The organism is Aureimonas psammosilenae (assembly GCF_009176975.1).
Taxonomy (GTDB): domain Bacteria; phylum Pseudomonadota; class Alphaproteobacteria; order Rhizobiales; family Rhizobiaceae; genus Plantimonas; species Plantimonas psammosilenae.
The window spans coordinates 116,513-140,312 of record NZ_WEZG01000004.1 but is presented as its reverse complement, the minus strand read 5'-3'; the positions used below and the strand labels follow the sequence as shown (position 1 = coordinate 140,312).

Annotated in this window: 23 protein-coding genes; 15 read left to right on the top strand and 8 right to left on the bottom strand. The window is 66.5% G+C overall.

Going from position 1 to position 23,800, the window contains the following annotated elements; genetic code table 11:
• Nucleotide 1: 1 nt before the first annotated feature.
• The 3 genes from F9929_RS09370 to F9929_RS09360 form a co-directional block, all read right to left on the bottom strand.
• Entirely contained in the window at nt 2-928 is a 927-nt protein-coding gene (locus tag F9929_RS09370; RefSeq protein ID WP_152046300.1) for a carbohydrate ABC transporter permease, read from the bottom strand.
• Nucleotides 925-1,827, bottom strand: a complete 903-nt coding sequence (locus tag F9929_RS09365; RefSeq protein ID WP_152046299.1) for a carbohydrate ABC transporter permease — start codon at nt 1,825-1,827, stop codon at nt 925-927. Before F9929_RS09365 ends, F9929_RS09370 begins: the two co-directional genes overlap by 4 nt.
• Nucleotides 1,828-1,918: 91 nt before the next feature.
• Nucleotides 1,919-3,166 (bottom strand): ABC transporter substrate-binding protein, encoded by a 1,248-nt coding sequence (locus tag F9929_RS09360; protein ID WP_152046298.1) that lies wholly within the window; start codon nt 3,164-3,166, stop codon nt 1,919-1,921.
• Between the two features lie 123 nt (nt 3,167-3,289).
• On the opposite strand from F9929_RS09360, the gene F9929_RS09355 reads away from it, so the two are divergent.
• Nucleotides 3,290-4,318: a LacI family DNA-binding transcriptional regulator gene (locus F9929_RS09355; protein ID WP_193227676.1), complete on the top strand. Its 1,029-nt coding sequence runs from the start codon at nt 3,290-3,292 to the stop codon at nt 4,316-4,318.
• A gap of 28 nt (nt 4,319-4,346) precedes the next feature.
• On the opposite strand, the gene F9929_RS09350 is transcribed toward F9929_RS09355, so the two are convergent.
• A complete protein-coding gene (locus F9929_RS09350; protein ID WP_152046296.1) occupies nt 4,347-5,261 on the bottom strand; it encodes a glycoside hydrolase family protein in 915 nt (304 codons plus the stop codon).
• A gap of 228 nt (nt 5,262-5,489) precedes the next feature.
• On the opposite strand from F9929_RS09350, the gene F9929_RS09345 reads away from it, so the two are divergent.
• The 8 genes from F9929_RS09345 (at nt 5,490) to dhaL (F9929_RS09310) (ending at nt 14,515) form a co-directional block, all read left to right on the top strand.
• The gene (locus tag F9929_RS09345) at nt 5,490-6,971 is read left to right on the top strand and encodes a sugar ABC transporter ATP-binding protein (protein ID WP_152046295.1); all 1,482 of its coding nucleotides are present in this window, start codon (nt 5,490-5,492) and stop codon (nt 6,969-6,971) included.
• 50 nt (nt 6,972-7,021) lie between these two features.
• A complete protein-coding gene (locus F9929_RS09340) occupies nt 7,022-8,023 on the top strand; it encodes an ABC transporter permease (protein WP_152046294.1) in 1,002 nt (333 codons plus the stop codon).
• Between the two features lie 72 nt (nt 8,024-8,095).
• Entirely contained in the window at nt 8,096-9,085 is a 990-nt protein-coding gene (locus F9929_RS09335; protein WP_152046293.1) for a substrate-binding domain-containing protein, read from the top strand.
• Between the two features lie 70 nt (nt 9,086-9,155).
• Nucleotides 9,156-9,929, top strand: coding sequence for an SDR family oxidoreductase (locus F9929_RS09330; protein WP_152046292.1), 774 nt, complete (start codon nt 9,156-9,158; stop codon nt 9,927-9,929).
• A gap of 17 nt (nt 9,930-9,946) precedes the next feature.
• Nucleotides 9,947-10,942: a dihydroxyacetone kinase subunit DhaK gene (locus F9929_RS09325; protein WP_152046532.1), complete on the top strand. Its 996-nt coding sequence runs from the start codon at nt 9,947-9,949 to the stop codon at nt 10,940-10,942.
• Between the two features lie 19 nt (nt 10,943-10,961).
• On the top strand, nt 10,962-11,609 hold the full coding sequence (dhaL, locus tag F9929_RS09320) for a dihydroxyacetone kinase subunit DhaL (RefSeq protein WP_152046291.1): 648 nt from the start codon (nt 10,962-10,964) through the stop codon (nt 11,607-11,609).
• A 106-nt stretch (nt 11,610-11,715) separates the two neighbouring features.
• A complete protein-coding gene (locus tag F9929_RS09315) occupies nt 11,716-13,800 on the top strand; it encodes a bifunctional sugar-binding transcriptional regulator/dihydroxyacetone kinase subunit DhaK (RefSeq protein ID WP_152046290.1) in 2,085 nt (694 codons plus the stop codon).
• Between the two features lie 109 nt (nt 13,801-13,909).
• A complete protein-coding gene (dhaL, locus tag F9929_RS09310; RefSeq protein WP_235919188.1) occupies nt 13,910-14,515 on the top strand; it encodes a dihydroxyacetone kinase subunit DhaL in 606 nt (201 codons plus the stop codon).
• A 4-nt stretch (nt 14,516-14,519) separates the two neighbouring features.
• Here dhaL (F9929_RS09310) and F9929_RS09305 read toward each other — a convergent pair whose 3' ends face one another.
• Entirely contained in the window at nt 14,520-14,828 is a 309-nt protein-coding gene (locus F9929_RS09305) for a hypothetical protein (protein ID WP_152046288.1), read from the bottom strand.
• A 246-nt stretch (nt 14,829-15,074) separates the two neighbouring features.
• On the opposite strand from F9929_RS09305, the gene F9929_RS09300 reads away from it, so the two are divergent.
• The 5 genes from F9929_RS09300 (at nt 15,075) to F9929_RS09280 (ending at nt 17,797) form a co-directional block, all read left to right on the top strand.
• Nucleotides 15,075-15,632: a GNAT family acetyltransferase gene (locus tag F9929_RS09300; protein ID WP_152046287.1), complete on the top strand. Its 558-nt coding sequence runs from the start codon at nt 15,075-15,077 to the stop codon at nt 15,630-15,632.
• A 108-nt stretch (nt 15,633-15,740) separates the two neighbouring features.
• Nucleotides 15,741-16,244 carry a MarR family winged helix-turn-helix transcriptional regulator gene (locus F9929_RS09295; protein WP_152046286.1) on the top strand — a complete coding sequence of 168 codons (504 nt, stop codon included), beginning with the start codon at nt 15,741-15,743 and terminating at the stop codon, nt 16,242-16,244.
• 8 nt (nt 16,245-16,252) lie between these two features.
• Nucleotides 16,253-16,447, top strand: a complete 195-nt coding sequence (locus tag F9929_RS09290; protein ID WP_152046285.1) for a hypothetical protein — start codon at nt 16,253-16,255, stop codon at nt 16,445-16,447.
• Between the two features lie 208 nt (nt 16,448-16,655).
• Complete coding sequence (locus F9929_RS09285; RefSeq protein WP_152046284.1) at nt 16,656-17,381, top strand: Crp/Fnr family transcriptional regulator; 726 nt, start codon at nt 16,656-16,658, stop codon at nt 17,379-17,381.
• A 41-nt stretch (nt 17,382-17,422) separates the two neighbouring features.
• Complete coding sequence (locus tag F9929_RS09280; protein ID WP_152046283.1) at nt 17,423-17,797, top strand: response regulator; 375 nt, start codon at nt 17,423-17,425, stop codon at nt 17,795-17,797.
• On the opposite strand, the gene F9929_RS09275 is transcribed toward F9929_RS09280, so the two are convergent.
• The 3 genes from F9929_RS09275 to F9929_RS09265 are packed head-to-tail and all read right to left on the bottom strand — an operon-like array spanning nt 17,781 to nt 23,067.
• Nucleotides 17,781-20,855 carry an efflux RND transporter permease subunit gene (locus tag F9929_RS09275; RefSeq protein ID WP_268915644.1) on the bottom strand — a complete coding sequence of 1,025 codons (3,075 nt, stop codon included), beginning with the start codon at nt 20,853-20,855 and terminating at the stop codon, nt 17,781-17,783. The two genes, F9929_RS09280 and F9929_RS09275, sit on opposite strands and share 17 nt — an antisense overlap.
• Complete coding sequence (locus F9929_RS09270) at nt 20,852-21,946, bottom strand: efflux RND transporter periplasmic adaptor subunit (RefSeq protein WP_152046282.1); 1,095 nt, start codon at nt 21,944-21,946, stop codon at nt 20,852-20,854. Before F9929_RS09270 ends, F9929_RS09275 begins: the two co-directional genes overlap by 4 nt.
• On the bottom strand, nt 21,943-23,067 hold the full coding sequence (locus F9929_RS09265) for an efflux RND transporter periplasmic adaptor subunit (RefSeq protein WP_152046281.1): 1,125 nt from the start codon (nt 23,065-23,067) through the stop codon (nt 21,943-21,945). Before F9929_RS09265 ends, F9929_RS09270 begins: the two co-directional genes overlap by 4 nt.
• 66 nt (nt 23,068-23,133) lie before the next feature.
• Here F9929_RS09265 and F9929_RS09260 point away from each other — a divergent pair, with 66 nt between their 5' ends.
• Nucleotides 23,134-23,796 (top strand): TetR/AcrR family transcriptional regulator, encoded by a 663-nt coding sequence (locus F9929_RS09260; RefSeq protein WP_152046280.1) that lies wholly within the window; start codon nt 23,134-23,136, stop codon nt 23,794-23,796.
• Nucleotides 23,797-23,800 lie beyond the last annotated feature (4 nt).

Below are 23,800 nucleotides of genomic sequence, written 5' to 3'. Positions count from 1 at the left end.
ATCATCCCTTGACGCTCCCGGCTGCGATGCCGCGCACGAACCAGCGGCCGGAAAGGAAGTAAACGAGGAGGGGAACGGTGGCGGTGAGAATCGTCGCCGCCATGTTGACGTTGTAGAGCTTCTCGCCCTGGCCCGAATTGACGATGTTGTTGAGCTGCACCGTCATCGGCAGGTTGTCGCGGCCGGCGAAGACGAGGCCGAGAATGAAGTCGTTCCAGATGCCGGTGACCTGAAGGATCGTCGCGACGATCAGGATCGGCGTCGACATCGGCAGAAGGACATGGGCGAATATCTGCCAGAAGCCCGCCCCGTCCACCCGCGCCGCCTTGAACAGCTCCACCGGCAGGCCGGAATAATAGTTGCGGAAAAGAAGCGTCATGATCGGCAGGCCGAAGATGACGTGGACGAAGACGATGCCCGGCAGCGAGCCGTAGATGCCGAGAACCGAGAAGATGCGGACCAGCGGATAAACGAAGACCTGATACGGGATGAAGGCGCCCAGCAGCAGCACCGCGAAAAGAAGGTTCGCCCCCCGCACCCGCCAAAGCGACAGGGCATAGCCGGTGACCGAGCCGAGCGCGATCGACAGGACGACGCTCGGGATCAGGATCTTCACCGAATTGAAGAAGCCGACCTGGATGCCGTTGCAGTCGAGGCCCGTGCAGGCGGTGGACCAGGCGGCGATCCAGGCATCGAGGTTCACCGAACCCGGCCAGGCGAAGATGTTGGCGAGGCGCACCTCGTCCATGGTCTTCAGGGAGGTGACGACCATGATGTAGAGGGGCAGAAGAAAGAAGGCCGCCGATAAGCCGAGGAAGACATAAAGGCCGACCCGGCCGGCGGTGAGGTGCTTGGGCTTGGGCCCGCGATGGCTGAGCGCAGCGCCGACCGTTGCGGGAAAGGCGGTTTGCGTGGCCGTCGAACTCATGCCGCTCCTCCCTTGGCCTTGCGGAAATATTCCGAATAGATCCAGGGCGTCAGGACGCAGAGGACGGACACGAGCATGACGGTGGAGGCGGCCGTCGCCAGCCCGATATTCTGGCGCGAGAAGAGGTAGTCCATCACGAACTTCGCCGGCACGATGGTCGCCGTGCCCGGCCCCCCGTTGGTGAGCGCCACCACGAGGTCGTAGACCTTCACCACCGCGATGGAGAGAAGCACGACCGAGGTGACGATCATGGGTTTGAGAAGCGGCAGGACGATCGAGACATAAACGCGCCAGGCCGGAATGCCGTCGACCTTGGCGGCCTTCCAGAGTTCCTCGTCGACGCCCCGGAGCCCGGCGAGCATCAGCGCCATCACGAGTCCGGAGGACTGCCAGACGCCGGCGATCACCACGGCGTAGATCGCCATGTCCTGGCGCACCACCCAGTCGAACTGGAAGCTCGTCCAGCCGAGATCGTGCACGGCCTTCTGGATGCCGAGCGTCGGGTTCATCATCCATTGCCAGACGAGGCCGGTGACGATGAAGCTCATGGCGTGGGGATAAAGGAAGATCGTGCGAAGCCCATCCTCGCCGCGCACCCGCTGGTCGATGGCCACCGCCAGGAGAAAGCCGAGAACGAGACAGATGCCGACGAAGAGGACGCCGAACAGCGCGAGGTTCTGCACCGACAGGAGCCAGCGCGGATCGCCGAGCAGGCGCTCGTACTGCTGCGTGCCGACGAAGTTGTTCACCGGCAGGAGGCGGGAACTCGTGAACGAAATCCAGATCGTCCAGAGCATCGTTCCGACATAGGCGAAAAGAACGATGAGGATCGCGGGCGACAGGGCGAGAACCGGGGCGACGTTGCGCCGGAGTCGGGCCGCGGCCGGAGATGCTGCCATGGGATCATCCTTTCGGAAGACGGGCAGGGAACGGCGACAGGATGGGCGGCCGGGATGCCGAAGGAGGCTCCCCGGCCGGTCGGCAATCGCGTCAGCCGCCGGCGGAGGCGATGATATCGCCGAAGGCCTGGACGAAGTCGTCCGGTGTGGCGGAGGCGTTGTTGAAATACTCGGTCACGACGTCCTGGACGCCGCCCACCGTATCGGCCGAATTGAAGTAGTTGACCGAGGGGATCTGCTTCTCGGGGTCCTTCACGAGGGCGCTGCCCTTCTGGGCGCAGGCATCCATGGAGGAGATGTCGACATCGGTCCGCACCGGGATCGAGCCCTTCTTCTTGTTGAACTCGATCTGGGTGGTGGGATCGAGCATGGTCTTGGCGAGAAGAAGCTGGGCAGGCGAAGCGGCGTCGCCGAGCTTGGGGAAGACGAAGACGTCGCCGCCCATCACGAAGCCGCCGTTCCCGGGCACGAAGGCGCAGCCGGCATCCTGTCCGGGCGTCATGCCGGCGGCGATGAAGTCGCCTTTGGCCCAGTCGCCCATGATCTGGACGCCCGCCTTGCCGGTGATCACCATGGCGGTGGCGTCGTTCCAGTTGCGGCCCGGCGCGCCGGCATCGACATAGTCGCGCATCTTGTGGAAGGTCTCGGCGACTTTCCGGAAGGCGTCGGATTTCACGGCTTCCGCGTCATGGTCGCGGTAGACCTTGAGGAAGAGGTCCTTGCCGCCGGCGCCGAGCAGCACGGCGTCGAAGACGAGCGCTTCCTGCCAGGGCTGGCCGCCCCAGGCGATGGGCGTGACGCCCGCCGCCTTCAACTTGTCCATGGCGGCGAAGAAGTCCTCGAAGCTTGTCGGCGCTTCGGCGACGCCGGCCTTCTGGAAAACGGCCGTGTTAAAGAACATCCAGTTCTGGCCGTGGATGTTGACCGGCACGGCGAAGAGCTTGCCGTCGCGGGAGGCGGCGTCGAGCACGGCTTTCGGGATGACCTTGTCGAGACCGTTTTCGGTCTGGACCGCGCTCATGTCGGCCAGAAGCCCCTGGCCCACGAGATCGTCGAACTGCCGGCCGGTATTGAACTGCGAGGAGGCGGGAGGATTACCGCCGACAATGCGGTTGATCGCGGCGGCTCTGGCGGCCTCGCCGCCGGCCACCGCGTTGTCGACCCATTGGCCGCCCGCCGCGTCGAAGCGCTCGGCGAAGATCTTGACGCCCGCGGCCTCGCCGCCCGACGTCCACCAATGCATGACCTCGGCGCGCAAGGGTTCCTGCGCCATCGCCGCGCTGGAGAAAAGACCGATCGCGACCCCGCCCAGAAGAGCGTGCCTCCAATGCCCGAACATGCCGATCTCCTCCCAGAGACGTCTCGATTATCGTGCTGTAATCGATTACATTGAGGAGGCTATGTCGCTTTCAACGCGATGGCAAGCTTAAAAATACTCGCTCTGCATGCGGACCTTTCTGAAGTGCCCCCTCATCGAAATACCGAACGCGCGCCTCGCATCGCCGATGTCGCCACCAAGGCCGGCGTTTCCACCGCGAGCGTCAGCCGCGCGCTGGCCGATCCGGCGAGCGTCAGGCCCGAACTCCTGGAAAGGGTTCGGCAAGCGGTGCGCGTTCTCGGCTACACTCCGAACGCGGCGGCGCGCTCTTTGCGCGAAGGGCGCACCCGCACCATTCTCGTGGTGACGCGCAAGCGCTGGAGCGCGCCCTTCTTTTCGGAAGTTCTGCACGGCATCGAAAGCGCGCTCGCGGTAGCCGGATATTCCATGATCCTCGCCAATTTCGACACCGGCACCCCGCGCGAGGCGGCGGTGGTGGACATGATGTTCTCCGGCCATATCGACGGGGCGATCGTGTTGTCGGGCATGGTGGCGTCGAGCGGGGGCCGTTCCATGCTGGATGCCGGCCTGCCGGTGGTGTCGATCGGGGCGAGCGTCGAGGCGATCCCCTCGATCGTGGTGGACGAGGAGGCGGCGATGCTGCGCCTTTGCTGGCACCTCGTTTCGCTCGGGCATCGCGAGATCGCCTATGTCACGGGGCCGGCGGTGAACGCCAACGAGGGTGTCCGCCGGCGAACGGTGGAAAGCTTCTTTCGCGAGCGTTCCGATTGCGGCCTGGACGTGATCGCCGGCGACTTCACGCTGGAAGCGGGGCGAGCGGCGGCTGCTGCGTTCATGGCGCTCGACCCCCGGCCGACGGCGGTTCTGTGCTGCAGCGACGAGATCGCCATCGGCTTCATGGGCGCGGCGCAGGATGCCGGCCTCGACGTGCCGGGCGATGTTTCGGTGACGGGCTTCGACGGCATCGAGTTCGCCGACCATTGCCGGCCGAAGCTGACGACGATCCGCCAGCCGCGCCGGGAACTGGGGCATACCGGCGCCGCGCGCCTTCTCGCCATGCTGCGGGGGGAGGCGGCGGACTCGATCACGCTTCCCGACGACCTGCGCGTGGCCGCGTCCACCGGGCCGCGCCCGCCCTTGCCGTCAAGCTGAGCTTCGAGGGCGCGGGGGTGCCGGCGCTTCAGCCGTTCGACGCGTAACCGAAGGAAAACTGGCCGCTCGGTTCCCGTCGCTCGGCGAGCGCTGCGGCCAGATGCGGGTCGAGGCCGAGATCCTGGCGGATCAGGCCGTGCGACCAGCGCGAGCGCGAGCCCGGCCGGTCCCAGGGCGGGCTGTCCACGATCGGATACCAGCAGACGCCCTTGAGATCGGCGCCCTTCGCCCCGGCGACCGCGGCCTCGCTCAAAACGTGGCGCAGCCAGTCGCCCTTGTTCCAGCCCGGATACCGGCGCATCTGCTCGCGGTGGCCGTCGTGCCAGCTCGTTTCGGCCACGAGGATCGGCAGGCGGTAGCGCCGCGCCGTCTTTACCAGAACCTTCGACAGGACGGTTCGCGCCGTGTGCGGGTAGTAGTTCACGCCCACCATATCCACGAGGCCGGTCGCGACAAGCGCGTCGGTGGCGGCGAACTGGCGCTCGCCGATGCCGTTCAAGGGATCGCAGGTGAGAACGCGGATGTCGGGATGGTGGTCCTTGGCGACGCGGATCATCGTCACGGCGAGCCGCACCGCGTCTTCCCACCCCATCCCCGCCAGCATCGGATAGATCGAGGGCTCGTTCACCGGGCAGATCCACAAGGGCCGGTCCTGCCGCGCGGCCTGAGCGACGCTGCGCGCATGGCCGACCGGATCGTCCGGCGGGTCGAAATGGCTGAGGTCCCAGATCACGTCGGCGCCGAGCGCTTCGGCGGTTTGCAGACGCCTGGCCGTATCGTGCCGCCAGGGCAGCCCGTCGCGCGCTTTGGTGAGCCCGTGCTCGGCCGCGAGGCGGTAATGCGCCGCCATGCGGTCGCCCGGCACGTGCCGGGTCGTCAGAAGCAGATCGTGCCCGTTCCAGCCGAGCCGCCCGCATTCGAAGCCTGCGAGAATGGGAAGCATGGAGCCTTATCGCCGATGGCCGCGATCCGGAACAAGAGGGGAACCGAGGGTTCGGCACGCCGGCTAAATAATTGACGAGGCGATCGTGCCCTTCGTATCCGGCAGTCCGCGTTGACAAATGTCAAAACGTGGTCGAACATTGTCGAACTCGAACGGGGAGGGCCGGTCGGGTTCGGGATGCGGCGGAGTGAGGATTTCCGCTTCGTCCTTGTGGGAGAAAAATCGCCGATGTCCGTTCCGCTTCTCCGCGTGGAGGGTTTGCGCAAGTCGTTCGGCGGCGTCGCGGCTTTGCGCGACGGCCGTTTCGAGCTGGCGCCCGGCTCCGTCCACGCGCTTTGCGGCGGCAACGGCGCGGGCAAGTCGACCTTTCTGTCCATCCTCATGGGTATCCACAAGCGCGACGGCGGCACGATCTGGCGCGGCGGGAAGGAGGTCGAGTTCTCATCGCCCGCCGAAGCCCTCGCATCCGGCATCGCCATTATCGAGCAGGAACTCAGCCCCGTTCCCTTCATGACGGTGGCCGAGAACATCTATCTCGGCCGCGAGCCCTCCGGGCGCTTCGGCGGCATCGATTTTCGCGCCATGAACAAGTCGGCGCAGAAGCTTCTCGACGATCTCGGCTTCGCCATCCGCGCGAACCAGACCATGCAAACCTTGAGCGTCGCTCAGATGCAGCTCGTGGAGATCGCGAAAGCCCTCAGCCACGACGCCGAGGTGATCTTCATGGACGAGCCGACCTCGGCCATCGGCGAGCGCGAAGCGCAGCAGCTCTTCGCCGCCATCGGCAAGCTGAAGTCCCAAGGGCGCGGCATCGTCTACGTGTCGCACCGCTTGTCGGAAATCTTCCAGATCGCCGACAGCTACACCGTGTTCCGCGACGGTGCCTATGTGGAAAGCGGCAAGCTTGCCGACACCGACCGCCCAAGCCTGATCCGCATGATCGTCGGGCGCGACCTGGCTGAGGAATACATCAAGACCAACGCGCCGACCGACAGGATCGGCCTCGAGGTCGAGGGACTGGCGAGCCCCGGCCGCATCACCGACATCTCCTTTTCGGTCCGCAAGGGCGAGATCTTCGGCATCTATGGCCTGATGGGCTCGGGGCGCACCGAGATCTTCGAATGCCTGTTCGGCCTCGATCCGAAGGCGCAAGGCCAGATCCGCATCGAGGGCGCGCCCGTATCCGTCACGTCGCCGAGCGCGGCGATGGCGCAAGGCGTCGCGCTGGTGACGGAGGACCGCAAGCAGACCGGCCTCAACCTGTCCGACTCGGTGCGCTCCAACATCGCGCTGGCGAGCCTGCCCGAAATGAGCCCGAGCCTCGTGATGCGTCGCCGGCAGGAGGCAGAGGCCAGCCGCGCGATCATCGAGCGCTTCGGCATCAAGGCGGCGCGCGACACGATGCCGGTTTCCGGCTTGTCGGGCGGCAACCAGCAGAAGGTCGTCCTCGGCAAGTGGTTTCTCCGGAACCCGCGCCTGCTTCTTCTCGACGAGCCGACGCGCGGCGTCGATGTCGGCGCCAAGCGCGAGATCTACCGCATCATCTGCGAATTCGCCGAAAGCGGCGGCACGGTGGTGATGATCTCCTCCGAGATCGACGAGGTGCTGGGCATGTCGGACCGCATCATGGTGATGCGCTCAGGGCATTCCGCCGGCATCCTCAACCGGGGCGAGGCCACGGCCCAGAGCCTCGTCCACCTTTCGACCTGACCATTGCCAAGCCGCCTGAAACACGGGACCGCATCGGGAGAACTCGACCCTTGTCCGACATCGAAATAAAGCCGGCGACCGGTTGGTTCGGCTCCGACAGGCGCCGGCTCCTTGTCCAGGAATACGGCATCTTCATCGCCTTTCTGGTGCTGGTGGCGGTGCTCTCGTTCTCCAACGAGTTCTTTCTGACCGCCGGCAATATCTCCAACGTCCTGCTCCAGACCTCCATCAACGGGGTTCTGGCGATCGGCATGACCTTCGTGATCCTGACGCGCGGCATCGACCTGTCGGTCGGCTCGGTGGTGGCGCTGGCGGGCATGGTGTCGGCGAGCCTTGCCACCACCTCGCCGGCGGGCGTCGCAGGCGGTCCTTATCCGGTGGCCCTGGCGCTCGCCGCCGGCATCCTCGTCGGCATGGCGACGGGCGCGGTGGTCGGCGTGATCGTGTCGCGCTTCGCGGTTCCCGCCTTCGTCGCGACGCTCGGCATGCTGTCGGCCGCGCGCGGCGCGGTCCTCATCTACGGCAACGGCCGCCCGGTGCCCGGCCTCGTGCCCGATTTCCGCTGGATCGGCACCGGCAACCTCTTCGGCGTGCCGCTGCCCGTGGTGATCCTCGCCGTCGTGTTCCTTCTGTCGTGGTGGGTGCTCGCGCGCACGCGCTTCGGCCGCTACATCTATGCCGTCGGCGGCAACCCGCATGCGGCGAAGACTTCCGGTATCGACGTCACGCGCATCCGCTTCCTCGTCTACGTCATCTCCGGCGCCTTGTCGGGCGTCGCCGGCATGATCTTGTCGGCCCGCACCGGCTCGGCCCTGCCTCAAGCCGGCGTCGCCTACGAGCTCGACGCCATCGCGGCGGTGGTCATCGGCGGCACTTCGCTGTCGGGCGGCGTCGGGCGCGTCACCGGCACCCTGATCGGCGCCCTCATCATCGGCGTGATGAACAACGGCCTCGATCTCCTCGGCATCCAGTCCTACTACCAGCAGATCCTGAAGGGCGCCCTGATCGTGGGCGCGGTGATGCTGGACCAGAAGCGCAACCAGTCGGCCTGAGCCGACGGGCCATTCGTCATCCATCGGCGCGCCAAGGCGGCGCTCCAAGCATCCCAGGGAGGGAACACACCCATGAAGAAGCTCATGCTGGCCTTGGCCGTGGCCTCGGCGCTCGTCGCCCCGACGATGGCCGTCGCGCAGGACAAGAAGCTGAAGATCGGCGCCACCGTCTACGGCCTCAACGCCGAGTTCATGCAGATCTGGACCGCCGCGCTCCAGAAGCATCCGGCCGTGACGGGCGGCGAAGTCGAGGTGACGATCTTCGATGGTCGCTACGACGCGCTGGTCCAGCAGGAACAGTTCAACACGATGATCACGCAGAAATACGACGCGATCATCTTCGTGCCGATGGATGTCGAGGCGGGCGCCGCCGCCGTCCAGTCCGCCCACGACGCCGGCATTCCGGTGGTCGGCTCGAACGCGCGCGTCAATTCCGACCTCCTCACCGCCTATGTCGGCTCCAACGACGTGGAAGCGGGCGAGCTGGAAGGCAAGGCCGTTCTCGACAAGATCGGCTGCAAGGGCAACATCGTCATCATCGAGGGCCCGATCGGCCAGTCCGGCCAGATCCAGCGCCTGGAAGGCAACGAGAAGGCCCTGAAGGCCTGCCCCGACGTGAAGGTTCTCGAACAGCAGACCGCCAACTGGTCGCGCGCCGAAGCGCAGACCCTGATGGAGAACTGGCTGACCTCGCATCCGAACCAGATCAACGGCATCTTCGGGCAGAACGACGAGATGGCGCTCGGCGCGATCGAGGCGATCAAGGCCGCCGGCGGCGACGTGAAGAGCTACGGCATCGCCGGCATCGACGGCGTGACGGACGCGATCAACGCGGTGAAGGCCGGCGAGATGGCCTCCATCCTTCAGGACGCGAACGCGCAGGCGCAAGGCGCGTTGGATGTCGCCATCAAGGCGGTGAAGGCCGATTACGAGCCGAAATCCGACATCTGGAAGCAGTACCCGACCATGGGCTGGCAGGACGGCAAGGCCAAGGACTACCTCGTGCCGTGGACGCCGATCACCCTCGAGAACGCCGACAAGCTGCTCGAGTCGCGCAAGTAACTCGACACCGCAAGGGCGGCGCTTGTCGCGCGCCGCCCCGTCCGACCCGTCCACCTGAAGAGACCTTGCCATGAGTGACACCGCCCCCACCGTCGATCTGAACTTCTCGCTGAAGGATAAGGTCGCGCTCGTCACCGGCGGCTCGTCCGGCATCGGCGCGGCCATCGCCTCGGCCTATGCGCAAAAGGGCGCGCGCGTCGCGGTTCTCGATATCCAGATCGACGGCGCCGAGGCGAAGGCGAAGGAACTCGGCAATGGCGCGCGGGCCTTCCGCTGCGACGTGTCGGACCCGGCATCCGTGACGGAAGCGGTGAAGAACGTGATGGAAGCCTTCGGGCGGATCGACATCGCGGTGAACAGCGCCGGCATCGTGGCCCTTGCCCCCGCCGAGGACCTGTCGCTGGAGGCGTGGGATCGCACGGTCGCCATCAACCTGAAGGGCACATTTCTCGTCAGCCAAGCGGTCGGGCGCGCGATGATCGCGAGCGGCCGCGGCGGCAAGATCGTCAACCTCGCGTCGCAGGCCGGCACGGTCGCGATCCACGAGCACGCCGCTTATTGCGCATCGAAGTTCGGCGTCATCGGCCTGTCGAAGACGCTCGCCGCCGAATGGGGCCGGCACGGCATCACGGTGAACACGATCTCGCCCACCATCGTCCTCACCGAACTCGGCAAGGCGGCATGGGCCGGCGAAAAGGGCGAGGCGGCGAAAGCCCGCATTCCGACTGGGCGCTTCGCCTACCCGGAAGAGATCGCCGCCGCCGCCGTGTTTCTCGCTTCGAACGCGGCGGACATGATCAACGGCGCCGACCTTCTGGTCGATGGCGGCTACACCATTCTCTGAGGGACATTTTTTTCATGATGCAGCGTTTCATCAACGACCCCGACGAGGTGGTGGACGACACCGTGAAGGGCTTCGTGAAGGCCCATCGCGATCTCGTTCGCCTGTCGGAGCGCAATCGGCGCGTGATCGTGGCGAAGGACGCGCCGGTCCAGGGCAAGGTCGGCCTCATCACCGGCGGCGGCTCGGGCCACGAGCCCGCCTTCATCGGCTATACGGGCCGCAATCTCCTCGATGCCGTCGCGGTGGGCGAACTCTTCTCCTCGCCGACCGCCAAAAGCTTCCACGACGCCTTTCGCGAGGCGAATGGCGGCGCGGGCGTCGTTTGCCTCTACGGCAACTATGCCGGCGACAACATGAACGTGAAGATGGCCACCAAGCTCGCCGCCAAGGACGGCATCGAGATCGCGACGGTGGTGGCCAATGACGATGTCTGCTCGGCCCCCGCGTCTGAGCGCGAGAAGCGCCGAGGGGTCGCGGGCGAAATCTTCATGTGGAAGATCGGCGGCGCGAAGGCGGCAGCGGGTGCGAGCCTCGAGGAAGTGCGCGCCACCGCCCAGAAGGCGATCGATAATTGCCGCTCGATCGGCATTGGCCTCGGTCCCTGCACGCTGCCCGCCGTCGGCCATCCGAACTTCCAGATCGAGCCCGGCACGATGGAGGTCGGCATCGGCCATCACGGCGAGCCCGGCATCCGCGTCGAGCCCTTGAAGCCGGCGGCGGAGGTCGCGCGCGACATGGCCAAGATCGTTCTCGACGACCACGATTTGCCGCAAGGCACGCAAGTCGCGGTTCTCGTGTCGGGGCTCGGCGCGACGCCTTTAAACGAACTCTACATCCTCCATGACACGATCGAGGAAGAGATCGCCAAGCGCGGCCTTGTCGTCACCCACACCTATGTCGGCAACTACTTCACCTCGCTGGAAATGGTCGGCGCGACGCTCACCGTTCTGGCGCTGGACGAGGAGCTGAAAAGCCTTCTCGACGCCCCGGCCCATTCCCCCGCCCTTCGCTGACATCGAGAGCCTGAAGTCCATGCAGCATTTTTCCAATCCGGGATCGGCGGGCATCGTTCTCGCCATGGCGAGCCGCATCGTGGAGAACAAGGCGTATCTTTCCGAGATCGACGGCAAGATCGGCGACGGCGACCACGGCGTGAACATGGCCAAGGGCTTCGGCATGGCCGCGACGCGCATCGGCGATGGCGATAACGACAGCCTGTCTTCGGCCATGGCGACGCTCGGCGAAGTGCTGATGGGCGAGATCGGCGGCTCCATGGGGCCGCTCTACGGCGTAATGTTCACCGAGTTCGCCGAGGCCATCGACAGCCACGCCGCGATCGACCCCGTTCTTTTCGGCACCATGCTGCGCAAGGGGTTGGAAGGGGTAGAGGCGATCGGCTCGGCGAAGGTCGGCGACAAGACCCTTCTCGATACCTTCGTTCCGGCCGTGGACGCCTATGACGCGGCCTTGAGCGAGGGCAAGTCTTTCACCGAGGCGCTTCATGCCTTGTCGGCTGCGGCCGAGAAGGGCCGCGACTCCACCGTCGACCTCGTGGCGAAGATCGGCCGGGCGAGCCGGCTCGGCGAGCGCTCGCGCGGGCATCTCGACGCCGGGGCGACCTCCTGCGCCATGATCCTCGCCAGCCTCGCCGAAGGGGCGGAAACGAGACTGAAGGGGTGAGGGCGGCTCGCTTGCGCCGCTCGCCTGCCGCGTGTGAAGGATAGGCTGGAACGGTCGGGCTGAGAGAACGGGGATCGCATTGGCGTCGTCGGCGGGAAAGACGAGAATGGCGCGCGGCGGCGCCCCTGACGAGGCGTCGGAGCCGGCTATCCCCCTTCAGTTCGGCGACGATGCGCGCCTTTGGGCGGCCTGGCTCTACTACGAGGACGGGCTGACGCAGGGCGAGATCGCCGATGCCATGGGCATCTCGCGCGCCACGGTGAACGCAACGCTCGCCGACGCGCGCGAGCGCGGCCTCGTCAACATCACCATCGAGCCGCAGCGCCTCGCGGCCCTGTCGCTGGCGCAGGAGATGAAACGGCACTTCGATCTGGCCGATTGCCTCGTGGTGCCGAGCGGCGTGCCGGCCGGCCAGTTCATCGACCGGCTGGGTCATGCGGGCGCGCTGGCGCTGGGGCAGGTGCTTCGCTCCGGCGACACGCTCGCGGTCGGCTGGGGCCGCACCGTCATGGCTCTTGCGCGACAGGTGCGGAAGGTCTCGCTTCAGGACCTGCGCGTCGTCCAGTCCACCGGGGGGTTCGGCAGCGACACGTCCTTTTCGCCGGAGCGCTGCGCGTCGACGCTCGCCGAAGCGCTCGGCGCGCTGTGCGTCGCCCTGCCGGCGCCCGGCGTCGTGTCCTCGCCGGCGATCCGCGATCTTCTCCTGGCCGAGCCCGTGCTCCGGGCGCAGTTCGCGATCCTGGAGGCGGCCAACCGCGCCGTTTTCGGCATCGCTTCGCTTCGGCCCAATTCCACCATCCATTCCGCTGGCTTCTTCGACGCCGTGCCCTTGGCCGATTATCTGTCGCTCAACGCCGTCGGCGTCATCGCCGGTCGGTTCCTGGACCCCTATGGGCGCGCCGTCGACGGCCCGCTCGACGGGCGGACGGTCGGGCTGACCCTCGCCAACCTGTCGCGCATCGAGAAGCGGATCGCGGTGGCCGGCGGCTTCGAAAAGGTGCCGGCGATCCTCGCCGCCTTGCGCGGGCGCCATTGCGATGTGCTCGTCACGGACGCGGCCACCGCGCGGGGCATCCTCGACGTGGAAGGCGTCGCCCCGCCGCAAGGCCCGCGTCGCGGCCCGCTTCGCGCCGTGGAAACGGCGGCGCCCGCGCCGGAGCTTCAGCGGCGCTTCGTCAAGAAGTTCCTGAACGATCCCGACGACGCGGTGGACGAGATGCTGGACGGCGCGATGCGCGCCCACGGCCGCCACATCGAGCGCGTCGAGGGCACCAGGCGCGCCTTCATGGCGCGGCGTGCCGAGGGCGGCCCGGAAAAAACCCGCGTCGCGCTTGTCACCGGCGGCGGGTCGGGCCACGAGCCCTGCTTTCTCGGCTTCGTGGGCGAAGGGCTGGTGGATGGGGTGGCGGTGGGCAACGTCTTTTCCTCGCCGCCGCCCGATCCGATCCTTCGCGCCGCCAAAGCGGTGTCGAACGGGGCGGGGGTCCTCTTCATCTACGGCAACTATGCCGGCGACACGATGAATTTCGAGATGGCGGCCGAGCTTGCTGCCGAGGAAGGCATCGAGGTGCGCAGCGTCGTCACCACCGACGATGTCGCGTCCTCGCCGCTGGAAGACCGCGACGGCCGCCGGGGCGTTGCCGGCAACGTCTTCGTGTTCAAGGTGGCGGGCGCGGCCTGCACCCTCGGCTGGTCGCTGGAGACTTGCGAGCGCGTCGCCCGGAAAGTGAATGCCCGCACGCTCACGATGGGCGTCGCGCTGGAGCCCTGCTCGCTGCCGCAAAGCCGGCGCTACAACTTCGCGATCGGCGAAGGCGACATGGAGGTCGGGGTCGGCATCCATGGCGAGCCGGGCGTCGCCCGCGAGCCGCTCGGCTCGGCCGACGACGTCGCCGACCTCGTGATGGACCGCATCCTTGGCGAGCTGCCGATGGAGAAGGGCGGACGCGTCGCGCTTCTTCTCAATTCCTTCGGCGCGACGCCCTTGATGGAGCTCTACATACTGTATCGCCGGGTGGAGCAGCGCCTTCATGCGCGCGGCTTCACCGTGGCGCGCAACTGGATCGGCCATTACTGCACCTCCCTCGACATGGTGGGCGCGTCGGTTTCGGTGCTTCATCTCGACGACGAGCTTCTCCTCCTCCTCGATCACCCCTGCGACGCGCCGTTCATGCGGGTGACGGCTTCGTGAGATGCGTGCGTCATTCCTTGTCCGCCGTCGGCTGCCGGGGTTAAGGATGGCCGCGGCGAAAGGAGACGGCACAGTGAATCGAGAGGCTGCGGGTTCGACCATCCTCGCCATGTTCGCCGCCGTGACCGAAGCGATCGAGGCGCACAAGGGCTGGCTGTCGGATCTCGACGGGGCGATCGGCGACGGCGACCACGGCACGACCATGGCGCTCGGCTTTCGCGCAGTGGAGCGCGCTTTATCGGACAAGGGGCATCTTCCCCCATCCGATCTTTTCCGGGAAGGGGCGCAGGCCTTTCTGAATGCCGTCGGCGCTTCCACCGGGCCGCTCTACGCCACGGGCCTGCGACGCGCCGCGCAGCGTCTCGACGCCGTTTCCGGCTTCGGCGCGCCCGAACAGGTTCTGATGCTGGAAGGGATCGCGGCCGGCGTCGCCGAGCGCGGCAAGGCGCAGCGCGGCGACAAGACCATGCTGGATGTCTGGCTGCCGGTGGCGGAAACAGCGCGCGCCGCGTTGGAGCGCGGCGAGCAGATCTGGCCCGTAAGCGTCGCCAAGGCGGAGGAGCGCGCGGCGGCCACGAGTTCCATGCTGGCCCTGCGAGGCCGCGCCGCGCGGCTCGGCGAACGCTCGCTCGGCCACCGCGATCCGGGCGCGGCTTCCGCCGTTCTGATCCTTCGGGCCATGGCCGAAACGCTGGCACACCGACTGGAAGTCTAGAAGCTCAGTTCGGCAAGGCCGCCCGGTTGCCCTCGCTGGGCCGGTCGCGCACGGAGCGCTCGAGGCTCGCCAGTACGCTGTGGATGGCCGCCTGATCCGGCCGCTCGAAGCGTTTCACCGCCCTGACGGCGGCAGAAACTGCCCAAAGCAGGCGGTGCGAGGCGGCCTTTTCTTCGCCCGAACTCTCGTCGTCCCGCTCCAGCGAGGAGCCGATGGTGAGCGCCAGCGACCACCATTCCTCCGCCTGGGACAAGGTCGCGTCCGGTGCGATCCGCTTTTCCAGCCTTTCGATGAAGCCCGTCACGCTCGCCATGGATTCCCATCCGTCGATGATGCGTCCGCTCCGGAACGAGTCCTTTCCGGAAAACGCGATGACGCCTTTGCGGCGCAATATGGAGAAACTCTCTTCTGTCAGCAATAACAATGATTTAGATCTATTATCGTTCCAATCTGGCTTTTAACGGCATCGGGAGGGCGCGATCCGGCAGAACCGGTCACGTCTTGCCGACGAACGCACCCGAAACAATTTGGACTTGGTCTTCGATCCGATCGGATTTTCATGCGCGCCTTCGAAATCCTCACCCGCGCCGCCTTCGGCCTTGCCAGCGTCGTCCTGATGCTGCTCGCCTGCGGTCTCATCGTTTATGCGGTGGGCGGGGTTTGGGGCAGTTTCGGCACGCCGGACCGCGATGTCGGCACGGCGCTTCTGGAAGCGGTCGGTTATACGGTGATCGCCATCGCCGTCTTCGATGTCGGAAAATACCTTCTGGAGGAAGAGGCGATCCGGGGCCGCGAGATGCGCAATGCCGGCGAAGCGCGCCGCAGCCTCACCAAGTTCATCTCCACCATCGTGATCGCCGTTCTTCTGGAGGCGATCGTCACCGTGTTCGAGGCGGGCAAGGAGGATGCGACGCGGATGCTGTATCCGACGCTGCTTCTCCTTGTCGGTGTTCTCCTGTTCGTGGGGCTCGGCGTCTACCAGCGCTTGTCGGTCAGCGCGGAGGCCGAGGCAGAGGACCCGCCGGAGGAAGAGGAACTCGAACGCGAGGCCGACGGGAAGGTGGCAGGCGCAACCGATCCCGGACGCCGCGCATCGAAAGCAGAATTGCGCAGGTAACAACAATGGCCAAAGATTTGCCGCGCTCCGTACGGTTCCGACCTTTCTTCGAGGGTGCCGGCCCGTAAATCCTTAGTTGTCTTTCAATGCAACCGAACGGGTGGTGACATGCAGCACGGAACCCATCACGCGTTGCGCCATGGGCCGGCGGGCGATCCACCCCGGCCGGACGCAAGCCCGGAGCCGCTGGAACTCGTTCCTTCGCTCCTGATGCTGGCCAAGCAGACCCGCGCCATTCTCGGCATCAAGCTCGCCGCGCTCGATCTCGTGGCGGGCCAGGACCAGATGATCCTCGTGCTCAGTCCGAGCGAGACCATGGCGGCCTGCACGCTCGCCGAAGTGCTTTCCGTGCGTCCTTCCACGGTGTCCAAGATGATGGACCGCATGATGGAGAAGGATCTCATCACCCGCGTGTCCGACCCGACCGACGCCCGCAAGGTGCGCGTCGGCCTGACGCAGAAAGGCGTCGCCATGCAGGACCGTATCCACCTCGTCATGGCCGAGTTCGAGGAGGAACTGATGCGGGTTCTCGGCGAAGCCGGGGGGCGAACGATCGACGCCCTGGCCAGCCTCGACCGGATCTTGAACACCCGTCTCCGCCGCTTGCGGTAACACCGGCCATGCGCGACCTGCGAAGCGGCGAGGAGGACATCGACCAACAGTTCCTTTGCGAACTGGGAGCGGCCGCCAAAGGGCTGACGCTGGTTCAAGGTTGGGGTCGCGGCGCCAATCTCAGGCGGTTGTTCGAGGACGTCGTCCGCAGCCGAGCCGAAAGCGAGCCGGATTTGCGCAAGTCCAATCCGTTTCCGCGGTAACATTAGCGAGGAAACATGACGAAGCGGAAAAAGAAAAACTCAGCTTTTTCAAAGCATGTCATTGGTGGCATAACGTAAATACCGTACGGTTCGGGTGGCATCTCTGGCGTGCCTGCCTTGCATCGTCCATATGGCGGTCCAGCCGACACCCGATGCTGGAAGTATCTGCTTCGGGATCGTCCGGTTCTTCCAATCGACGGAGAGCCCGATGCGCCAAAATTCCACAACTCCCATCCGCAACCGCCTGTTGTGTGCCCTGCCGCCGGGCGATCTCGAGGCCGTCCGTTCCTGCCTGGAGGACGTCGATCTCGAGGTCAGGACCGTGGTCGTCCCGAACGGGCGCCAGATCGAATATCTCCACTTCATCGAAAGCGGCCTCGCTTCCGTGATCGTCGCCAGCAGCGACGACGAGGCGATCGAGATCGGCCATATCGGCCGGGAGGGCATGACGGGCTCGGCCGCCTGCCTGGGAGTGTCCGTGGCGACGACGCGCACCTTCATGCAGGTCGGCGGGCGTGGTTGGCGGTTGAGCCTGTCGGATTACCATATGCTCGCGGCGGACCGGCCGAGCCTGGTGCCGCTGCTTCTGCGCTACGTCTACACGCAGCAGATGCAGGTGTCCTATTCGGCCCTCGCCAATGCCCGCTACAACCTTCGCGAATGCCTGGCGCGCTGGCTCCTGATGGCGCAGGACCGCCTCGAATCCGACGAGCTGCCGCTCACCCACGAGTTCCTGTCCCTGATGATCGGGGTTCGGCGGGCCGGCGTCACGGGCGAGCTCACCATTCTGGAAAGCATGGGGCTCGTGCGCGCGACGCGCGGCGTCGTCCGCATCATCGACCGCGAACGCCTGCTCACTGTCGCCGGCGGCTGCTACGGGCAGCCGGAAGCGATCTACGACGCGATCATCGGCGCGGAAGCGTCGCATCGCTGAGCCGGAGGCTCGACCCTTCCCGATACGGATCGATCCTTCCCTTGTTCTGCCTCGACCACACCGAATATGCCTGCCGACGGGTGCTCGTCGTGGATGGCGATCCCCATGTCGCCGATAACATGGCCGAAGCGGTGCGCCGGGCGGGCGGTTTCGTCCTCGGCCCCGTCCCGGACGCCTTGAGCGCCATCGCCATGGCCGGCGAGGATCGGGCCGATTTCGCCATGCTCGACATCCAGGCACGGGATGCGTCGTCCTTCGCGACCGCCGACGCGTTGCGGGATGCCGGCATCCTGGTGCGGTTCGTCGCGGGCTACGACGACTGGTGCCTTTCGGGAGGGCTCGACGAGCCCTCGGTTCGCCAGATGCCTTCGGACGGCTCCAACGTCCTGCACCTGCGCTTCACCCGCGTGGGATAGGGCTTGCCTGCCTTTCCGGCTCCTTCAGGCGGAACCAGCCGACGTAAAGCGCGGGCAGGAACAAAAGCGTCAGCACCGTTCCCACGATGATGCCGCCCATCATGGCGAAGGCCATCGGCCCCCAGAAGATCTCGAAGGCGATCGGGATCAGCGCGAGGCTGGCGGCGGCGGCCGTCAGAAGGATCGGGCGCATCCGGTGCTCCGTCGCTTCCACCACCGCGCTCCAACCGTCCAGCCCTTCGCCGCGCAATTCCTCGATCTGCATCACGAGGATCACGGAATTGCGGATCAGGATGCCGATCAGGGCGAGGATGCCGAGGATCGCCACGAAGCCGAGCGGCGCCCCGCTGGGCACCAGGGCCGCCACCACGCCGATGAGCCCGAGCGGCGCCACCACCACCACCAGAAACAAGCGCTGGAAGCTTTGAAGCTGCAGCATCAGGATCGTCGCCATGGCAAGGAGCATCATCGGCACGACCTTGACGATCGGCCCCTGGCCCTTGGCGCTTTCCTCCACCGCGCCGCCGGTGACCACGGCGTAGCCCACCGGCAGGGCATCGATCAGCGGCTGGAGCTGTGGCTGCAGCTCGGCCACCACCGTCGCCGGCTGGACGTCCGTGATCACGGCGGCCTTCACCGTAATGGTCGGCAGGCGGTCGCGCCGCCAGACCACGGGCGGTTCCTGCTCGTAGCGGAAGTTGGCGATGGCCGCGAGCGGCACGGTGACGCCGTTGCCCGTGGCGATCTGGAGGTTCTGGAGCGTGTCGATGGAGGAGCGCTCGGCATCCTCGGCGCGTCCCAGAACGTCGATGAGGTAGATGGAATCGCGCACCTGCGTCGCCGCCGTTCCCCCGACGATGCTGTTGAGGGTGGAGGCGATGGTCTCGTTGGTGATGCCGAGCTGCGCCGCCTTGTCCTGAAGGACGTCGACCTTCACCACGCGCGCCGGCTCGTTCCAATCCTGCACCGTCAGGCCGAGATTGGGATTGGCTGAGACGATGGAGGCGACCTTCTGCGCCTCTTCCCGCACGCCCTCGATATCGGGGCCGCTGATGCGGTACTGCACGGCACGCCCGACCGGGGGGCCTATGTCGAGAAGATGGACCCAGCCGTCGGTGCCGGCGAAATCGCGGTGGATCACGTCTTCCAGCTTGGCGCGCACCCGCTCGCGCGCTTCCAGATCCTTGGTCACGATCACGAACTGACCGTAGTTCGGGGTGGAAGGCTGCACGTCGAAGGACAGAAGAAAGCGCACCGCGCCCTGGCCGACATAGGAGGACCAGCGCGCGATATCCTCGTCGCCGGCGAGCGCCGTCTTCTCGAAGCGCTCCATCTGTTGCCGCGTTTCGGTGATGGAGGCGTTCTGCGGCAGCGTCCAGTCCACCACCAGCTCGACGCGGTCGGAGGAGGGAAAGAACTGCTGCTGCACGAAGCGCATGCCGAAGATCGAGAAGGCGAAGAGGAGGACGGTGGCAGCGACCGTCAGCCATTTCCAGCGCACGCAGAATCTCAGAAGCGCGCCGAAGGCCCGTGAGAAGCCGCCCTTCTTCTCGCCGTGACCCTTCATGGTGTTCGGCAGAAGCGTGACGCCCAGAAGCGGCACGAACAGGACCGCCACCACCCAGGAGATCAGAAGCGCGGCCGCGATCACCACGAACAGCGTGAAGGTGAACTCGCCCGCGCCGCCATTGTTGAAGGCGACGGGAAAGAAGCTGACCACGGTGACGAGCGTTCCCGTCAGCATGGGAAAGGCGGTGTGGCTGTAGACATAGGTCGCGGCCTTCCCCAGCGGATCGCCCGCTTCCAGCCGCGCCACCATCATCTCCACCGCGATCATCGCGTCGTCCACGAGAAGGCCAAGCGCGATGATGAGCGCGCCGAGCGAGATGCGCTGGAGGCCGACCCCATAGACCTCCATCACCATGAAGGTGAGCGCGAGGACGAGCGGGATCGTCACCGCCACCACGAGCCCGGCGCGAACGCCGAGGCTGATGAAGGATACGGCGAGAACGATCACCACCGCCTCGATCAGCGCCTTCACGAAGCCGCCCACCGCTTCCTCCACGATCTGCGGTTGGTCCGACACGAGATGAACCCCGACGCCATAGGGAAGCTGCGCTTCGACGCCCGCCATCTTCGTCTTCAGCTCCTCGCCGAAGGTGGTGATGTTGGAGCCGGTCTTCATGCCGATGGCGAGGCCGATGGCCGGCTCGCCCTTGTAGCTGAAGAGCGATTGCGGCGGGTCGACATAGCCCCGGCTGATCTCGGCGACGTCCCCCAGCCGGAAGAAGCGGTCGTTGATGCGAAGGTTGATGGCGCGAAGGCTTTCCTCGGACTCGAACTGCCCGGACACGCGCACGCTGACGCGCTCGCCATCCGCCTCGATGACGCCGGACGGCGACACGGCGTTCTGCGCCTTCAGGCGGTCCACCACCATTTCCTGCGTCAGCCCGAGGGCCGCGACCTTGCGGGTGGAAAAGCGCAGATAGATCACCTCGTCCTGCGCGCCGATGAGGTTCACCTTGCCGGCGTCGGGCAGCATCAGAATCTGCGAGCGCACGTATTCGACATAGTCGCGGAGCTGGCGCTGCGAGATGCCGTCCGCCGTGAAGGCGTAGACATTGCCGTAGACGTCGCCGAAATCGTCGTTGAAGAACGGCCCCCGCACGCCTTCGGGCAGGTCCGGCTTGATGTCGTTCAAAAGCTCGCGGACGCGCGTCCAGGTCGGCTTCACCTGCGAAGCCGGGGTCGTGTCCTTCAGGAACAGGTACACCACCGCGCGGCCGGGCTGGTTGATGCTCTTGGTGTAGTCGATGTTGTTCAGCTCTTCGAGCTTCTTCTCGATCCGGTCGGAGACTTCGTTGACCGTTTCCTCCATCGTCGCGCCCGGCCATTCGGCCTGGATGATCATGGTCTTGATGGTGAAGTCGGGGTCCTCGGCGCGGCCGAGATTGAAATAGGAGAAAAGGCCGGCCACCGCGCCGACGAGCATGAAGTACCAGATCAGCGAGCGATGGCGCAGCGACCAGTCGGACAGGTTGAAGCCACCGGAACTCAACTGCCGCTCTCCTCGTCGAGCTTGACCTCTTGGCCCTCAGTGAGGGCATGGACGCCGGCGACGACCACCCGCTGGCCGGCGGTGAGGCCACCGGAAACGCGCGCCACCCCATCGCTTTGGCTTCCGGACGCGAGTTCCACCGGTACGGTCCGCACCGTGCGCGCGGCCGTGTCCACGAGCCAGACCCGCGCCGCGCCATCCTTCTGGAGGATCGCCGAGCGCGGCAGTTCCACCGGCTCGCCCTCGCGCGGCGGGGAAACCGGCGTCGCGGTAATGGTCGTGCCGAGCCGGAAGGCGGGCGAGGGATCGTCCAGCGTGATGCGCACGCGCCTCGTTCGCGTCGCCGCGTCGGCCTGGGGCGCGATCTCGCGCACGCGGCCGGTGGCCGTGATCGTCGGATCGGCCTGAAGAAGAACGCGGAACGTCGCGTTTCGCCCGAGCGCCCCGACCACGGTTTCGGGAAGGTCCACCACCGCCTCGCGGATATCGGTGCGCGCCACCGTCATCACCTTCTGGCCGGCGGCCACCGTCTGACCGACATCGGCGTCCTTGGCGGTCACCACGCCGTCGCCGTCCGACAAAAGCGTGGCGTAGCCGAGCTGCTCGCGCGCCTTGGCGAGTTCCGCTTCCGCCTGACGCACCGAGGCCTCGCCCGCTTCACGCGCCTGGATGTCCGCGTCGAGCTCGGCCTGGGAAGACACGTTCTGCGCGACCAGCCGGCGGGTGCGCTCGGCACCCGCTTCCGCATTGGCAGCCTGCGAGCGCGCCCGCTCCAGATCGCCTTCCCGCGAGCGCACGTCGAGCGCGAATGGCGTCGGATCGAGGGCGGCGAGCGGCTGGTCCTTCTTCACGAGGTCGCCGACATCCACGTCATAGGACTGGATGCGGCCGAGCACCTGGAAGCCGCGATCGGTCTGGAAACGCGGCTGCACCGTGCCGGCGAAGCGCGCGTCCACCCGCTCGACCGAGCGCACGACGGTGGACAGAACGGGCCGCACCGGCGGCGGGGGAGCCTCGTCATCCTTTTCGGTGCAGGCCGAAAGACCGGCCAGGGCGGCGATCACGAGGGCAGGCGACGACAACCGGTTCACGTGCGCGCTCCTTCCGGGGCCGGCGGTCCGGCCCTCGGCTCCACCACCTCGCCGGGGCGCAGCAACTGGCCGCCCGCCGTCACCACGATGTCGCCGTCCCGCAAGCCCTCGCCCAGAAGCACGATGCCCGTCCGGTATCCGGCGATCCCCACCGTGCGCGGGGCGACCTTGTTCGTCGCCGGATCGACCACCCAGACGGCGGGCTTGCCCGCATCCTTCGTCAGCGCGGCCGAGGGCAGGGCGACGGCCTTGCCGGAATCGAAGGTGCCGACGCCCGAAACCGGAGCGCCGAGCGTCATGGCGGCGGGAAGATCGGGGGGCAGGGCGATCTTGACCCGCACCGAGCCCGTACCCGGATCGATCACCGGGGACACCTCGCGCACCGTGCCGGATACGCGCGCGGAGGGGTCGGACAGGAGGCTGACCTCCACCCTGTCGTTCGAGGGCGGGCGCGCCAGAAGCGCTTCGTAGATGTCGAACACGGCGTCGCGCGCCCCGTCCTCGGCAAGCGTGAAGGCCGTTTGCGCCGCTTCCACCACTTGTCCCGCCTCGATGTTGCGGGCCGTGACGAGGCCGGCGGAATCGGCGCGAAGCTCGGTATTGGCAAGATTGTCGCGCGCCGTGCCGAGCCCGGCTTGCGCCGTGGCAAGCGTCGCCTTGGCGGAAGCCAGCCGCTCGTTGGCGTCGTCGAAGCTGGAGCGCGTCGCGTTGCCGCCTCCGAACAGGGCGGACTGGCGCTCGAAGGTCGCCTGTGCCTGGCGAAGGGAAGCGGCGGCCGACTGGACGCCGGCCTCGGCCGCTTTCACGTCCGCTTCCTGTTCGCGGGTTTCGAGCGTCGCGAGGACCTGACCCTTTTCGACGCGGTCCCCGACATCCACCGCGCGGCTCGCCACGCGCCCGCTCAAGCGAAAGCCGAGATTGCTCGTGGTTTCGGCTGCGATGGTTCCGGTGAGGGCGACCTGCGGCCGCTGGTCCGTGAGAAGCGCCTTTTGCGTCAGAACGGGCGTCGGTGCCCGCGTCTTCGGCGCTTGCTCCTCGCCGCAGGCCGCCAAAAGCAGGGCGACGAGGCCGAGCGCCAGATGTGAGAAGCGCAAGCGAGCGATGCGGCATGCCTTATCCATTCGCGGCTTCCATCATCATCTACGGAGGGTCTTCATAAACTGAACGGTTCAGTTCATAGAGGGATCATGGCCAATCCGCAACCGACCCGCCCTTCCGGCAACGACGAGGCTCGCGAAAAGCGCGCGCTCGCGCGCCGCAACGCCCGCGCGCAAGCGATCATGGCGGAAGCGCAGGCCTTGTTCGTGACGCACGGTTTCGACGCCGTCAGCATGGACATGGTCGCGGCGAGCGCCGGCATGTCGAAGGTGACGATCTACAAGTATTTCGCCGGCAAGGACGAGCTTCTGACGACGATCGTCCTTCAATGGCTGAAGCGCATCAACGAAAGCATCTGGACGCTCGGCGAGAGCGACCGAGACATGAGCGCGGTGCTGCGCCGGATCGCCGTGAACTTCTACGACGTGTTCCTGACGAACGAGGCCGTCGGATTCCGGCGAATGCTGTTCGGCATTCTTCCGCGCTTTCCCGAACTCGGGCAGTTGATCTACGCGAAGGGACCGGCGGCGGTGATGGCGAGGATCGCCGACTTCCTGCGCGTCGAAACCGAGAAGGGGAACGCCGCCATTCCCGATCCGGAATTTGCCGCGATCCAGTTCCACAGCCTCCTGCAAAGCGATCTGGAACTGCGCGGCCTTCTTCTGTCGCAGACGCCTTCCAAGGCCGATCTCGTACGGCGCGCGGATTGCGCCGTGGATATGTTCGTCACCTATTACGCTCGCCGAACCTGAAGGT

Excerpts from the sequence above, each read along its gene's own strand:
- F9929_RS09290 (WP_152046285.1), top strand. The coding sequence starts at position 16,253 with ATGCGCGACCTGCGAAGCGGCGAGGAGGACATCGACCAACAGTTCCTT.
- F9929_RS09345 (WP_152046295.1), top strand. The coding sequence starts at position 5,490 with ATGTCCGTTCCGCTTCTCCGCGTGGAGGGTTTGCGCAAGTCGTTCGGC.
- F9929_RS09265 (WP_152046281.1), bottom strand. The coding sequence starts at position 23,067 with ATGGATAAGGCATGCCGCATCGCTCGCTTGCGCTTCTCACATCTGGCG.
- F9929_RS09300 (WP_152046287.1), top strand. The coding sequence starts at position 15,075 with ATGCGCGCCTTCGAAATCCTCACCCGCGCCGCCTTCGGCCTTGCCAGC.
- F9929_RS09360 (WP_152046298.1), bottom strand. The coding sequence starts at position 3,166 with ATGTTCGGGCATTGGAGGCACGCTCTTCTGGGCGGGGTCGCGATCGGT.
- F9929_RS09365 (WP_152046299.1), bottom strand. The coding sequence starts at position 1,827 with ATGGCAGCATCTCCGGCCGCGGCCCGACTCCGGCGCAACGTCGCCCCG.
- F9929_RS09330 (WP_152046292.1), top strand. The coding sequence starts at position 9,156 with ATGAGTGACACCGCCCCCACCGTCGATCTGAACTTCTCGCTGAAGGAT.
- F9929_RS09325 (WP_152046532.1), top strand. The coding sequence starts at position 9,947 with ATGCAGCGTTTCATCAACGACCCCGACGAGGTGGTGGACGACACCGTG.
- F9929_RS09335 (WP_152046293.1), top strand. The coding sequence starts at position 8,096 with ATGAAGAAGCTCATGCTGGCCTTGGCCGTGGCCTCGGCGCTCGTCGCC.
- F9929_RS09350 (WP_152046296.1), bottom strand. The coding sequence starts at position 5,261 with ATGCTTCCCATTCTCGCAGGCTTCGAATGCGGGCGGCTCGGCTGGAAC.
- dhaL (WP_152046291.1), top strand. The coding sequence starts at position 10,962 with ATGCAGCATTTTTCCAATCCGGGATCGGCGGGCATCGTTCTCGCCATG.
- F9929_RS09285 (WP_152046284.1), top strand. The coding sequence starts at position 16,656 with ATGCGCCAAAATTCCACAACTCCCATCCGCAACCGCCTGTTGTGTGCC.
- F9929_RS09315 (WP_152046290.1), top strand. The coding sequence starts at position 11,716 with ATGGCGCGCGGCGGCGCCCCTGACGAGGCGTCGGAGCCGGCTATCCCC.
- F9929_RS09305 (WP_152046288.1), bottom strand. The coding sequence starts at position 14,828 with ATGGCGAGCGTGACGGGCTTCATCGAAAGGCTGGAAAAGCGGATCGCA.
- dhaL (WP_235919188.1), top strand. The coding sequence starts at position 13,910 with ATGTTCGCCGCCGTGACCGAAGCGATCGAGGCGCACAAGGGCTGGCTG.
- F9929_RS09295 (WP_152046286.1), top strand. The coding sequence starts at position 15,741 with ATGCAGCACGGAACCCATCACGCGTTGCGCCATGGGCCGGCGGGCGAT.
- F9929_RS09260 (WP_152046280.1), top strand. The coding sequence starts at position 23,134 with ATGGCCAATCCGCAACCGACCCGCCCTTCCGGCAACGACGAGGCTCGC.
- F9929_RS09370 (WP_152046300.1), bottom strand. The coding sequence starts at position 928 with ATGAGTTCGACGGCCACGCAAACCGCCTTTCCCGCAACGGTCGGCGCT.